Genomic DNA, 12,008 nt, shown 5'->3' on the forward strand with positions numbered 1-12,008 from the left:
CCGGCCAGGGGACATAAAGCACTCACAGGCAAACATAAACCGCGCCAAGATGGAGCTGGGCTATAATCCTTCAGTGAGTCTAGAGGAGGGAATCAGAGAAATATTAAACCTAGGCAAAAAATAGCTTAGCGCGCGCGCGCGCGAGTCTTCAGCTGTTATTTACGCAAACTCTGTACTGGGGGCAAGAACAAATAGAAACTCATCTATAATTGAAATATTTTCTGGAATATTGGGAGAGACGCCCGAATTTGGTCTCTTGTTAGATGAAAATCGCAAAGCCACATGGCTTGTTGAGGTCAAGACTCCATCAAAACCTGACCCATTTATTCTTGGAAGTTTAATTGGGAAAACTGTGGGTGAGGATGTACCCTATATAGTTGGACTTGAAAAGTGGGAACTAAAGGAGTACGAGCTTAAAGATTTAGGATCAGCCATGGCTTCTTGGGGGGCAGTTGGGCTTTTCCACGCAGGGGAGCTTACAGCTGAAGCGAGGGAGGAAGGTCCCAGGCTTATAAGAGATGACCATAAACATTTGGTAGTTGATGATGCAAAGCTGAAGAAAATGGAGCAGGAAATGACCAAGGGTCAAACAATCGAGAAGCCCGATCTTATTGTCATTGGGTGTCCACACCTTTCTCGCGAACAAATTCATAGCTGGGTCACTAAGCTAGAGGACAGACGGTTTAACGTGAGGACATTTATGCTTGCGGCTCCACGAATTGTTTCCGAAATCAAAAACTCGAAGGACTATGATCGATTAAAGGAGGCAGGCGTTAGACTTTCGAGCATTTGTCCACTCATGTTTACAAATATCCCGACATCGAGAAGGCTAAACATCGCAACCACTTCTGGTAAGCTTGCATATTACAGCCACGCTGTTTTCTTTAGAGAAGATACGCTCATAGAGAACTTTACAGTTAAGAGGTAGATAAAATATGGTTAGCAGAGAGTTTAGAGGTAGACCGTTAGTACCCGGTTATGTAGAGGGAGAGGCAGTAGTAACCAAGAACGGGCTAAACTGGCTGGCAACTTACCAGAAAACGGTCGTGTCAAGAACGAAAAGAGCGATAGGAGCAGACAAGAACAACCCAGACGTCTTTGAAAAAGATCTTACGCAGAAAATCCTCGTTATCCCCCATGGGATTGGATCCACGACTGGGGGACTTGTCATTGCCGAGATTGCATGCATGGGGCTGGAGCCTAAAGCAATCCTATGTGCCCATACCGTTGATACCCTTACGTTAAGCGGAGTTTTACTGGCAAATAACTGGTTCAACGCAAGAATAGTCCTTGTCGACCAGCTTGGAGAAGAAGTCCTAGAAAAAATTTCTACTGGGGAAAAGGTAATAGTTCATCCCGACGGCAGGGTAGAAGTTCAATAAAACATATTTTGTTTTAAGCGCGTAGCTTTTACAATAAAGGATGTAATACTGACAGATATGTTGCTCATGGCTAGTTACCTTATTAGAGAGTAGGTTTAAATTCCCAGGCTTGATCATTATTTATATGGAACAATCTTTAGAGACGCTGAAAAGTTTCAACTGGAAGGACTTTGGAGTTGCTTTCGCGGTTCTCTTTGGCTCTAGAGTGAGTGGCAACGTTTTCAGAGGCGACTGGGACATCGCTGTGTGGCTGGAGGAGTTAAAAGGCTTTGACGAGCTGTTTGCGAGAGCCGCCGACCTCCAGTACTCGCTGTCCAAGCAGCTAGGCGTGCCCGAGGAAGCCATTGACATAGTCGTGTTAAACCTCTACGAGAAGTTGCCATGCACGCTACTCATCGAGATACTCGGGAAGGGTAAACCTATCTACGTCAAGGACTTCGAGAGCTTTCTGGATGTACAGATGAGGATTTTGTTTCCCTGCTTCGACTTTATGATAGACGCCAAAAAACTGAGACTTTCAGAGGTACAAATGGAAGCGGTGACCAAGCGTTGGGAGTCCTAAAGCGCTTGCTCGATAATTTGCTATACTACACAAGCTTGCTCGACGGGCTCAAGCCTGAAGACCTAGAAGACGAGTATAAGTATTATGCGGCTCTACACTTGCTACAGACCCAGGCCCAAGTTTTGATGGATATATTTGCTAGAGCCTCCTCTACTCTAGGCCTTGGGGTGGACGGATATATTGATGCTGGACATAAGTTGAGGGCTAAAGACATAATTACTGACAAGGATTTGGATCTCTATCCCCGAATAGTAGGTTTCCGGAACGTGGTTGTACACGAATATAGTGATGTTGACTCTAGCATTGTTTGGGACATTATAACCAATAAGAAATATAGGGAAGTTGCGCGCCTCGCAACCAAGGTTGTTGAAGAACTAGAGAAGAGGGGTTCGATTGCTGAAGGCTTGACAAAAGACAACAGTGTATGTTATGCGAAATTGTATGCTTCCTTTAATGTTGCAGATCCGCTTTACATCCGGTCGCTATATTTTCCTAGAAAAATCGTAATTACATAGTATCTTAAGAGGGGGCCTAGTTGTTGTGTAAACTCATAAGAAATGCTTCCCTTAGAGCGAATATTTTTCTCCAGGCTTCAAGACAACAACTCTTGTACTGGTGGTTTTCTCGACCAACTGCTTGAATTCTTCTGGATCCGCCCTTATAACTGGGAAAGTATTGTAGTGCATCGGGATAGCTATCCTTGGCTTTATCAGCTGGACGGCCTTCGCTGCCTCGTGGATGCCCATAGTGAAGTGTCCGCCTATTGGTAGAAGGGCTACGTCTGGCTTGTAGAGCTCCCCTATGAGAGCCATGTCCCCGAAGAGGCCCGTGTCGCCGGCATGATAAATTGTTGCATCTTTACCGGAAACTACGACCCCTGTTGGTGTGCCTTTGGAGGAGCTGTGCACAGCGGGCGTAAATACAATCTTAAGGTCGGGTATGCTGAGGGGACCGCCAATGTTGGCGCCTATAGCCTCTATGCCTTGGCTGGATGCTTCCTCTGCCAGCTCATATACGGCTACAAACTTGGCGCCCGTCATTTTTGCGATCTCAAAGCTGTTCCCCAGGTGGTCTCCATGGTCATGTGTAACGATGATATAGTCGACTCTTGTCCCCCTGTATGCGGAGGGCTTTACGGGGCTTAGTGAGTTTTCGAGCCAAGGGTCTACGAGAACCCTCTTTTCTTGTCCATCTAGTCCTTTAAGCACCAGTTCGAAAGCCGCGTGACCAAAAAAAGTAATTAAAGCCATCAGTAATAAGGTTATACCGAGGGGATAAATAAATTTTTGTAGAGCTTATCTTTCATTGGTTTCTAGCTCCTCCAATGGCTTGAGTTAAAGATACTATTAACCAGACTATAAGAACAAATACAAGTACCATGAAGATGAGAGCAAAAAACATCATACCACCCATGAATCCAAATCCCCAGCCAAAAGTAAAAAGAAATGGCAGGATTAGTAAAACTAAAACAATCACTAGAATATTACCCTTTTTTCCTAGATCCACTTTCTCATGTTTTATGAATCCTAAATAAATTAGAATTATAAGAGCAACAATCAACACGATGGAGAACATGATCCAAACGATCAATCCCAATCCAGGATACCACCAATTCCATCCACATCCAGGACACCAATTTTCGTTTATTCCTCGTGGAGGAGACCTCCATACCATCATATATCCAGGTCCCATCGTTGCTACTTCGCCGCAATACATCCTTCTTGCCAAATTTATGTGAAATTGTTTATGATATTCTGTCCCTTCTTCAATGCCCATCATTTTATGCACGATTTCGTGGGCTTCACCTGGATGCATTAGCTCCATTATATATTCTCCAATTGCTTCGAGTTGCTCATCGCTTAATTTATCACAACTAATCCCACTCTCTACTAATTTCTTTCCTTCCTCAATTTCGCTCTGAATATTTCCGTCAGCAGATACCAGCTTTACACTTGAAAATATGCCGAAAATCACTATAGTTAACAATATGCCTAAAACAACTCTAGTGTACATCAATTTACACTACATCATATTCTATATCCATGTATTTAAATATTTCCATATTCAGCTTTGAAACTAATGATACTAGCTGATGACATTATCTAATTTTCCAATTGAATTATTTGAAATCTCATCTCACTTTAAAAAGCCGTTAATAGATTAAGAGCTTTGTCGGCATGTTCCTCTGGCTTCTTGAGTCCTTTTATTACGGCTTTTATCACTCCGTTCTCGTCTATGATAAAGGTAACCCTTGAGGCGCTTTTCCCAGAGTCGCTGAGGACACCGTATGCACGAATGATGTTTAGCTCTGGGTCGGCCACGAGTGGAAAGCTCACGTTGTACTTTTGGGCGAATTTTTCCTGTGTAGAGAGCTTGTCGGCGCTTACCCCTATCACCTCTGCGTTTAGCTCTTTGAATTTTTCATACATTTCGGCGAATCTCTGTGTTTCTCTCGAGCATCCCGGTGTGAAGGCCTTGGGATAGAAGTATAAGACGACTCTTTTTCCTCTCAGACTAGTTAGCCTTATCTTGCCCTTTGTGCTTTCTGCCTCGAAGTCTGGAGCTGGAAAACCCGCGTCTACCGGCATGTGCTAGTCTAGACTCTAGTAGCTATTAAGCTTTATCGTCCTCAGGTTCACTATTTGTTTTATGAGAAAAAGAAGAGCTATCTTCTAATGTTTTTGTAGATGCCCAGAACGATTATTAGCAACGTGAGTATAGCAACAATTATCATTGGTAGCTGTACTGCTAGGAGACCTATGAAGAAGAGTGCAGCTCCCCCAATTACGAACACTAAGGCTAGGAGCTTGTCAACTATTGCATAGAGTATCATTGCAAATACTATTGTGAGGACAATCAGAACAGTCTCGTTCGCCACAAAGAGGCCCGCACTTATCAATGACTGGGCTATAGCGAAGCCTGCTACAAGGGAAATGGCAAGCCTAAAAATCGCGAAGCCTATCATCGCGCCCACTATGAAGCCTATAACGAAGAGAACAAGCGGTGTGAGAACAGCTTGGAGCTCGTGGGAAGAGTACTGGTAAAAAACGTATCCAAGCGCTATTCCAGACAAGAGTGATACCCATAGACGTGCAAGCTTGTAGCCCCATACAGCCGTTATAAAGCCCAGCACGGCTAATAATAAGGCATCTGGCAGATTCATCATGTATATGTGAAACGGCTTATCTATATATGCCTATCCATGTTTTCTCCTTTGTCATTGCTGGGTTACTTTTTTAAACAAGTATTAGGCATCATATTCCCTCAGCCAGTAACAGGCAAAGGCATAAATCTTTGTTTTAAGAAACAAGAATATCTATGAATGGATTTTTCGTACATACTACTTAAAATATGTGCCCAGTTAACACAACTGCTATGACGAAATACACACTACTAATGGCACTAACTTTGGCCATTTTAATGCTGTTTGCTCCCATGCTCTACGCAGACTCAGGAGCCTATGGCTATATTGTTGATCCCAATGGCAGTCCTGTCAGAGACGCAGTGGTCACAGTGCTAGACTCTAACAGCGGCGTTGTAGCTATGACAACTACTGGTCCCAATGGGTTCTTCCAGGTAGCTTTGCTGCCGGGCACGTATACGCTTAGGGTCTCCAAGGCTGGCTACGTAGACAAGACAATACAGTTCACTTACGGCAAGACAGGCTACCCGGTCTTCCTTGGAAATATAACCCTAGACTACGCTGTCCAGTACTCCCTGCCAGTGAGGAACATAACCATACCAATCCTAACCTATGTAAGCCTCCCATTCACAATTACCAACAAGGGGCCAAGGTCCGAAGACATAGGCATAAGGACCAACACAAACTGTAGCCTAACAGTTGAATTCCTCCAGGGAACAACAATAGTCTCGAAGGCATCGCTGAACCCAGGCGACACCCTGAGCCTCCAGATGAGGCTGTGGGCCCCCTACCAGAAAACAGCCAGCTGCACAGTAAACATATACCTCGACACCACTGTGCCGAGAACAATAATTATGCAGGTAAACATATTGAACACGACGCTGGGGACAATTTCGGCACAGACAAAAAGCATAACGGCACAGCCAGGCGCAACAGTAAGCCTTCCAGTCAAGGTTACTAATACCCTGTCTAAAATATTTACGGCAGACCTGGCCCTAGGCTTGCCGCAGGGCTGGACAGCCTCGCTACAAGACCAGAACGGAAACGCGGTTTCAACTATACAGCTGGATCCCCAGCAGTCGATCCAGCTACTCCTAAAGGTCTACGTACCCAAGGACGCAGAGCAGGCCAGCTACCCAGTACAGGTAAAGATCACCGGCAGAGAACCATACTTCACCGAGACCCTCGCTTTCCAGGTCAACATCGTTGCCGGCACGCCCAATGTAGCCCTGAGCCTAAACGCCCCCCACGTAGACGCATATGCAGGCGCGACAGCAAAGTTCCCCTTCACGCTTAGCAACACGGGGACAGCCGACTGCCTAGCATCCTTCAACCTCTCAGGACTCCCAAACGGCTACAAGTGGCAGATAACAGACAGCCAGGGAAACGTCGTCTCACAGGTCTACGTCAAGGCAGGCTCCACCGCAAGCCTAACGCTTGCCGTCACTATACCCCCGGAAGTTGAGCCTACAACTATACCCCTAACCCTCTCAGCTTCCTGCGGCTCCAGCATGGACAAGGCGCAACTAAGCCTAGGGGTTATGGGGACATATAAACTCTCGTTCGTGACCCAGAGCTTCTACCTGGAGACGGTGCCGGGCTCCACGCAGACGTTCCAGATACAGGTGCAGAACACTGGCTATAGTAGCCTCACAAACCTTAACCTGGCATTCACAAGTGTGCCAAGCGGCTTCACGGTCAACGTTGACCCAGTCAACGTGTTGGTTCTGACGCCGGGCGACACAGCGACATTCACAGTAACGATTACGACTACGGGAGACATAAATACCGGGGACTACTACTTGACTTTTGTCGTCAAGGCGGACCAGTTGCCCCAGACGTCTAGAGACCTCCACGTATTTGTAAAGCCCCAGCAGTCAATGGTATATGTGGCTTTGGTAGCAGTTTTGCTTGTTGTCGGAGCACTTTATCTTGTTTATAGGAGGTTTGGTAGGAGGTGAATAGTGTATGGAGTATGTTATCGAGACAGAGGGCTTGGTAAAGATATATAGGGACAGGGGTGGCGAGACAGTCGCCCTGGACGGCGTGGACATAAGGGTTCCAAAGGGCGTCCTCTTCGGCCTCTTTGGGCCCAATGGCAGCGGGAAGAGCACGTTGATATCTATACTGATTGGGCTTTCCCTGCCCACTAGGGGCACGGCAAGGGTTCTTGGCTTCGACTCGGTTAGGGAGTCGATCGAGATAAGGAAGAGGGTAGGGGTATTGCCAGAGAACTTTGGGTTCTACGAGCACATGACTGCCTACGAGAACCTCGAGTACCTAGCGATGCTCGACGGGATACCAGAGTCGGAAATCAAGTCAAGGATAGTGAGTGTCCTAGAGCTCGTGGGGCTAAAAGACAAGGCAGATGCAAAGGTTGGAGGCTTCTCGAGGGGCATGATACAGAGGCTTGCCATTGCCCAGGCGCTCCTAAAAGACCCAGAGGTCTTGATTCTTGACGAGCCAACTATTGGCCTGGACCCGAGTGGGAGCGAGGTTTTCAGGGGAATTATGCAGGACCTCGTGAAGAGTGGGAAGACTATCCTCGTGTCGACGCACCTTCTCAGGGAGCTGGGCTACCTGTGCACGCATGCGGCCCTCATCAGGCAGGGCAGGATAATTGCCCAGGGCCACATAGACGACTTGTCACGGAAGCTCAGCGAGGCCAAGGGCTACGTCTACGAGGTGACGGTTACGCGGGACCCGGAGAAGTTCCTATTGGAGGCAAAGCAGGCGCTACGCGTCGCCGAGGCGTCTATACAGGGAAACAAGGTAGTGCTAAGGGTGATGGGTGAGGCAGAAAAAGAGCTTACAAGGCTAGCCTCGAACTACGGGCTAGTATCACTCAGCCAGGTCAAGCCTGGATGGGACGAGATATACGTGTTCTATCAGGGAGGTGGCTGGAATGAGTAAGGCATGGATAGTTGCAAAGAAAGAGATAAAAGACAACATAAAGAGCGCAAGGTTCTGGGGACTATTGGGACTCTTCATACTGCTAATAATTGTTAGCAGTTACAGTGTAGGCTTTACCTTTAGGTTCGGTGGAGCAGCGCCTGCTGAGCGTTTCTTTAGATCCGTGGGGAGAAGCCTGGCGAACTCATTCCAGTACATTGCGCCAATAATAGGTATTGCTTTGGGGTTTGGGGCCATTGCAGGTGAGCGAGAGAAAGGAACATTAAGACTCATACTTTCTAGGCCAATCTATCGGGACGACTTGTTAAATGGCAAGATATTGGCTGGGACAATACTCATACTTTTGGCTATCGGCATATCATTCGTAATTGGAATCCCCGTAACCCTAGTCCTACAAAAAGCTAATTTGACGGGAGACGACTTGGCTAGACTGCTTTTCCTATTGGTGCCGGCAATTCTACTAGCACTTACATATTACGCAATTTCACTCTTTGTCTCGGTAAACACAAACCGGTCAGGCTATGCACTCGTAGTGGCGGTAGTAGTATGGATATTCTTAACATTCGTAATGCCCTTAATCTCTGCATTCGTAGCCAGTAGCATACTCGGCCCGCCGCCCGCCCTCCCAACCGGCATAAATGCTACAAGACCAGCACAGCTTCCACCCCAGCTCCAGCAGTACGAGCGAAACTATAGACAGATAACGGGAACAGTCCAGCTTATCTCGCCCAACGCACAGTTTAATACATTAGCCAACGCAATCTTTACTGTCCAGAGGCAACAAAGCCACTTAGATATAGGTGCTGTAATAGCTCAGAACTGGACCGCGATACTGGTTCCCACCATATACATTGTAGTCTTCGTCGTATTGTCCTACATGTTCTTCGTACGTAGACAAGAAAACAAATAATTTTTTCAAATATTGGCTTTTTTGTTTATTTTCCTCCAGTACAGCATGTAGGGTATGTTAAAGCATCTTCCCTTGTCTATTTCCCTTATGTATTTTTCCTCAATGGTAGACGCCCTTTCAAATGCTTCAGATGTAAGTTTCTTTAATTCCTCAGCGTCGATTTTTCCCTGTAGGTATCCCTCGCGCGCCTCTAGTGCTTTTTCGTAGTAATCTCTCTCCAAGCTCTGCAACTCACTAGCTATCCTTGGTGCATATCTGGTATAATTATAGACAAGTTTTCTTGCAAGCATCTCGTGCCTCCACCATATACTTTGTCCCCCATCGTAGGCACTTGCGGGCTTAGGACCAAGATCTGGGAGCCCTGCATTTACGAATACTGGCTTGTACATGCTTATGCATGGGAGGCTGGTTCCAGTAGCAAATACGAGTGGAGTGTCCTCAAATAGCAAAGCTATCATTGAGGAGGCTGTCTGGGAAGGCCTGGTAAAGCCGCCAGCATGCATACATATGTCCCTATTTGACCCGCTTGAAGGGTCGTAGGGCTCGTGGCTGTGGCTCCTCATAATTCTTGCTACGAGGAAAAAGTCTATTTTTCCAAGATTGTTTTCTAGCTGTTTTTGTGTGTATTGTTGTCTTTCCCTACCCTTGGAAACCCACGTGTAGACCCTGTCTGAGAAACAGTCTTTGAAGCTTTTTCCGCAGTTTTTCTGCTTCATGTATTCTTCTAGGCCGTCAGAGGACAGGTCCCATTTTTCACCTATGGAGAGAGCGTTAGAAATTGTTCTAACATCTTTAACCCTCTCTGCTACCCAGTGCTTGCCGACTGTTTCCAGAACCCATGCTTCCCTTGGGTCAGCTATAATGAAAGAGTTGTGGTAAAACATCTTGCCAAAATAGCTACAGTTGCCGCCCTGACCATATTCCTCGAGCAATCCGATAATCCATTCCAGCGCCTCTTTTGCAGTCCTGGATCTTTCCAGCGCCAGCCTAAGCAGATCCATACCAGCTAGACCTTTATCGGCATATTTCTCGCGAGTAAAAACAGCCTCGTTCCCTATTGCTACCCCATGCTCGTTTACGCCCATTTCTGCCCCCCACATCCAGAAGGGACGTGAAATAAGGACGCCATAGGTTTCGTCTACTTGTTCGACGAATAGGTAGGTTGTTTTGACTTTTTCCTCTGTGTGCTGTGCGGGGGGAATGTACTCTAGGACCTGTGCCTCGTTGGGTTCTCGATCGCTGTTCTTAGCAAAAATAGTGACATTTCCTTTTGTATAGCCTTTTAAGGCAACAAGTGTGTCACACACATATTTAGATTGTCTATGTACACATTAACTTTTCGATATGAAGCTTGGCTACAACTTTGGAAAGACTTATCTTGAAGTTGTTTATTAGCTCGACAGTGAAAAGTGATGCCGTTCGAGCCATTCCACCTAGCCTTGCCAATACTTGATTTCGTGGGGATCCTTTCCTTGGCGGCGCTAAGCGTTCTGCTTTATCGAGCCTACAGGATCTCGGGGAATAGCCTCTTCCTCTATTTTTTCACGGGTTTTACTATTCTGGGCCTAGGAGAGTTTGGACGCTTTTTCCTATTCTTGACAATAATTTTTACGCCGAGGCCTAGCTTTTTCTTCTTCTTTCTAGACCACTCTGTAGCCCTTCTGTCCCAAGTCCTGGAAATACTTGGCTTCCTAGTGATTGCACTGGGATACACTATGGAGCTTTTTGGGAAAGAGAAGGCGCTGGCATCGATTATAGTTTTCCAGGTGAGAAGATTACCCTTGACCTTTCCCATGGTTAACATTTTTTCAGCCTCAATCCTGGTATATATAAGCCTGAACGCCTTTGCCATATACACCAAGAACAAACAGAGCTTGACCCTTGCTCCACTATTAGCTTTCATCCTCTTTCTACTTTCAAACATTCTGAGCATTTTGGCATTCTTACTAAGGGACGAGCTAATCGTTCTGTTGTCGCGGCTAGTATACATTGCCGGCCTCTACGTGTTCCTCTGGTTAGCGTTAAAGGTGGGAAAAACCCCATGAAGGAGCGGCGGTCAAAGCTACAGATACTTGCAGACATATTAGAGGCACTGGCACAAAGCGGAGAAATGAACATAAGCCAGCTACTTACAGCTGCAAACCTCTCCTATGACAGGCTATCAAAATATCTAAGCGAACTGGAGGCAAATAACCTAGTTGTCATCGAGAGGCAGAGTTTAGAAGTAAAAATAAAACCCACTAGCAAGGGTTTGTCTTTTCTCCAGGAATACAAGAAAATAAAAGAAATAGCTGTCGCCTTTGGGATTTCCCTTTAAAGCATGCTTGTTCAAAAGCCTCAGTGGTTATGCAATGCTTGGAAACCTTAAATAGGTATAACTTCCCATTGCATCATGAGAGATATGAGTTATGAGGAATTGGACATATTGCGGAGAAGAGCAGAGGCTTTTCTCGAAATGCTAAAAGATTGCTGGAAGAGAGAAGCAGATCTAGCAATGTTTAGCATGGAGCAGTACTGCCAGCTAATCCTTAAATATAAATTGTTGTTACTCAGGGGTTTTTACCCCAAAGCACACTCACTCCGACGCCTAATAAGGACGCTTGGAGAAGTTCCTCCAGAGGTTCTAACACTCGTAAACGATGTCAAGAACCTACATTATATCGCAAAACTAGAGGAAGCCTATATATCCTCCCGCTACGCGCCAATTGAGTATGAGGTCGAGGAAGCTAAGGATGTTTACAAGTTTATAGAGGAGGTGTTTAAGCCGCTTGTCGAGCCAATATAGCCCTAGTCTTTCAAGTATCGGCAAATACCTCGACCTCGCCAGACAGGTCAAGGAGATAGTTAAGGGCTTCGACCCCGAGGCCGAGGTTTATTTATTCGGCTCGGTAGTAAAGGGGAAAATGACGGCCTCCAGCGATATAGACATCCTCGTTGTAACACAGCGGCTCGAACACAAATATGACATGATGTTAGCCGTGTATCAGAGGCTCGACGCTCCTATCGAGCTACATGTTACGGACAGAAAAATGTTTGAAAGATGGTATCTCAGATTCATTGATCCAGGAGAAATAGTTAAGATTTAATGTGACCCTTGAA

Annotated in this window: 15 protein-coding genes and 1 pseudogene; 11 read left to right on the top strand and 5 right to left on the bottom strand. The window is 46.1% G+C overall.

Annotation, left to right across the window (positions count from 1 at the left end; all coding sequences use genetic code 11):
- Nucleotides 1-154: 154 nt before the first annotated feature.
- The 4 genes and pseudogenes from QXT17_RS05675 to QXT17_RS05690 all read left to right on the top strand — a co-directional run.
- Nucleotides 155-928, top strand: a pseudogene (locus QXT17_RS05675) (aconitase X); the annotation flags it as partial.
- Between the two features lie 7 nt (nucleotides 929-935).
- Nucleotides 936-1,382 (top strand): aconitase X swivel domain-containing protein, encoded by a 447-nt coding sequence (locus tag QXT17_RS05680; protein WP_342783130.1) that lies wholly within the window; start codon nucleotides 936-938, stop codon nucleotides 1,380-1,382.
- Nucleotides 1,383-1,506: 124 nt separating this feature from the next.
- Complete coding sequence (locus QXT17_RS05685; RefSeq protein ID WP_342783129.1) at nucleotides 1,507-1,944, top strand: nucleotidyltransferase domain-containing protein; 438 nt, start codon at nucleotides 1,507-1,509, stop codon at nucleotides 1,942-1,944.
- Nucleotides 1,932-2,459 carry a DUF86 domain-containing protein gene (locus tag QXT17_RS05690; protein ID WP_342783128.1) on the top strand — a complete coding sequence of 176 codons (528 nt, stop codon included), beginning with the start codon at nucleotides 1,932-1,934 and terminating at the stop codon, nucleotides 2,457-2,459. Before QXT17_RS05685 ends, QXT17_RS05690 begins: the two co-directional genes overlap by 13 nt.
- Before the next feature lie 51 nt (nucleotides 2,460-2,510).
- Here QXT17_RS05690 and QXT17_RS05695 read toward each other — a convergent pair whose 3' ends face one another.
- The 4 genes from QXT17_RS05695 to QXT17_RS05710 form a co-directional block, all read right to left on the bottom strand.
- Nucleotides 2,511-3,194, bottom strand: coding sequence for a metal-dependent hydrolase (locus tag QXT17_RS05695; protein ID WP_342783127.1), 684 nt, complete (start codon nucleotides 3,192-3,194; stop codon nucleotides 2,511-2,513).
- 52 nt (nucleotides 3,195-3,246) lie between these two features.
- Nucleotides 3,247-3,957 (bottom strand): hypothetical protein, encoded by a 711-nt coding sequence (locus QXT17_RS05700; protein WP_342783126.1) that lies wholly within the window; start codon nucleotides 3,955-3,957, stop codon nucleotides 3,247-3,249.
- A 128-nt stretch (nucleotides 3,958-4,085) separates the two neighbouring features.
- Nucleotides 4,086-4,532 (bottom strand): peroxiredoxin, encoded by a 447-nt coding sequence (locus QXT17_RS05705; RefSeq protein WP_342783125.1) that lies wholly within the window; start codon nucleotides 4,530-4,532, stop codon nucleotides 4,086-4,088.
- A 77-nt stretch (nucleotides 4,533-4,609) separates the two neighbouring features.
- Nucleotides 4,610-5,110 (bottom strand): hypothetical protein, encoded by a 501-nt coding sequence (locus tag QXT17_RS05710; RefSeq protein ID WP_342783124.1) that lies wholly within the window; start codon nucleotides 5,108-5,110, stop codon nucleotides 4,610-4,612.
- A 209-nt stretch (nucleotides 5,111-5,319) separates the two neighbouring features.
- Here QXT17_RS05710 and QXT17_RS05715 point away from each other — a divergent pair, with 209 nt between their 5' ends.
- The 3 genes from QXT17_RS05715 to QXT17_RS05725 are packed head-to-tail and all read left to right on the top strand — an operon-like array spanning nucleotide 5,320 to nucleotide 8,909.
- A complete protein-coding gene (locus tag QXT17_RS05715) occupies nucleotides 5,320-7,047 on the top strand; it encodes an NEW3 domain-containing protein (RefSeq protein WP_342783123.1) in 1,728 nt (575 codons plus the stop codon).
- Nucleotides 7,048-7,054: 7 nt separating this feature from the next.
- The gene (locus tag QXT17_RS05720; RefSeq protein WP_052886816.1) at nucleotides 7,055-7,999 is read left to right on the top strand and encodes an ABC transporter ATP-binding protein; all 945 of its coding nucleotides are present in this window, start codon (nucleotides 7,055-7,057) and stop codon (nucleotides 7,997-7,999) included.
- Nucleotides 7,992-8,909, top strand: coding sequence for an ABC transporter permease subunit (locus QXT17_RS05725; protein ID WP_342783122.1), 918 nt, complete (start codon nucleotides 7,992-7,994; stop codon nucleotides 8,907-8,909). The genes QXT17_RS05720 and QXT17_RS05725 overlap by 8 nt, the downstream gene beginning before the upstream one ends.
- 5 nt (nucleotides 8,910-8,914) lie before the next feature.
- Here the strand turns inward: QXT17_RS05725 and QXT17_RS05730 are convergent, their stop codons facing one another.
- Nucleotides 8,915-10,216 carry a C69 family dipeptidase gene (locus QXT17_RS05730; protein WP_342783121.1) on the bottom strand — a complete coding sequence of 434 codons (1,302 nt, stop codon included), beginning with the start codon at nucleotides 10,214-10,216 and terminating at the stop codon, nucleotides 8,915-8,917.
- 105 nt (nucleotides 10,217-10,321) lie between these two features.
- Here QXT17_RS05730 and QXT17_RS05735 point away from each other — a divergent pair, with 105 nt between their 5' ends.
- The 4 genes from QXT17_RS05735 (at nucleotide 10,322) to QXT17_RS05750 (ending at nucleotide 11,995) form a co-directional block, all read left to right on the top strand.
- Complete coding sequence (locus QXT17_RS05735; protein ID WP_342783120.1) at nucleotides 10,322-10,954, top strand: hypothetical protein; 633 nt, start codon at nucleotides 10,322-10,324, stop codon at nucleotides 10,952-10,954.
- Entirely contained in the window at nucleotides 10,951-11,226 is a 276-nt protein-coding gene (locus tag QXT17_RS05740) for a winged helix-turn-helix domain-containing protein (protein WP_342783119.1), read from the top strand. The genes QXT17_RS05735 and QXT17_RS05740 overlap by 4 nt, the downstream gene beginning before the upstream one ends.
- Before the next feature lie 84 nt (nucleotides 11,227-11,310).
- Nucleotides 11,311-11,694: a HEPN domain-containing protein gene (locus tag QXT17_RS05745; protein WP_342783118.1), complete on the top strand. Its 384-nt coding sequence runs from the start codon at nucleotides 11,311-11,313 to the stop codon at nucleotides 11,692-11,694.
- On the top strand, nucleotides 11,678-11,995 hold the full coding sequence (locus QXT17_RS05750; protein ID WP_342783117.1) for a nucleotidyltransferase domain-containing protein: 318 nt from the start codon (nucleotides 11,678-11,680) through the stop codon (nucleotides 11,993-11,995). Before QXT17_RS05745 ends, QXT17_RS05750 begins: the two co-directional genes overlap by 17 nt.
- The last annotated feature ends 13 nt before the right edge of the window (nucleotides 11,996-12,008 follow it).

Origin of the sequence: Thermofilum sp. (genome assembly GCF_038871435.1) — an archaeon.
GTDB lineage: Archaea > Thermoproteota > Thermoprotei > Thermofilales > Thermofilaceae > Thermofilum > Thermofilum adornatum.

What these genes read in the sequence shown, in the direction of transcription:
- QXT17_RS05680 (WP_342783130.1), top strand. Translation starts at nt 936, where the DNA reads ATGGTTAGCAGAGAGTTTAGAGGTAGACCGTTAGTACCCGGTTATGTA.
- QXT17_RS05685 (WP_342783129.1), top strand. Translation starts at nt 1,507, where the DNA reads ATGGAACAATCTTTAGAGACGCTGAAAAGTTTCAACTGGAAGGACTTT.
- QXT17_RS05695 (WP_342783127.1), bottom strand. Translation starts at nt 3,194, where the DNA reads ATGGCTTTAATTACTTTTTTTGGTCACGCGGCTTTCGAACTGGTGCTT.
- QXT17_RS05700 (WP_342783126.1), bottom strand. Translation starts at nt 3,957, where the DNA reads ATGTACACTAGAGTTGTTTTAGGCATATTGTTAACTATAGTGATTTTC.
- QXT17_RS05705 (WP_342783125.1), bottom strand. Translation starts at nt 4,532, where the DNA reads ATGCCGGTAGACGCGGGTTTTCCAGCTCCAGACTTCGAGGCAGAAAGC.
- QXT17_RS05710 (WP_342783124.1), bottom strand. Translation starts at nt 5,110, where the DNA reads ATGATGAATCTGCCAGATGCCTTATTATTAGCCGTGCTGGGCTTTATA.
- QXT17_RS05715 (WP_342783123.1), top strand. Translation starts at nt 5,320, where the DNA reads ATGACGAAATACACACTACTAATGGCACTAACTTTGGCCATTTTAATG.
- QXT17_RS05720 (WP_052886816.1), top strand. Translation starts at nt 7,055, where the DNA reads ATGGAGTATGTTATCGAGACAGAGGGCTTGGTAAAGATATATAGGGAC.
- QXT17_RS05725 (WP_342783122.1), top strand. Translation starts at nt 7,992, where the DNA reads ATGAGTAAGGCATGGATAGTTGCAAAGAAAGAGATAAAAGACAACATA.
- QXT17_RS05735 (WP_342783120.1), top strand. Translation starts at nt 10,322, where the DNA reads ATGCCGTTCGAGCCATTCCACCTAGCCTTGCCAATACTTGATTTCGTG.
- QXT17_RS05740 (WP_342783119.1), top strand. Translation starts at nt 10,951, where the DNA reads ATGAAGGAGCGGCGGTCAAAGCTACAGATACTTGCAGACATATTAGAG.
- QXT17_RS05745 (WP_342783118.1), top strand. Translation starts at nt 11,311, where the DNA reads ATGAGTTATGAGGAATTGGACATATTGCGGAGAAGAGCAGAGGCTTTT.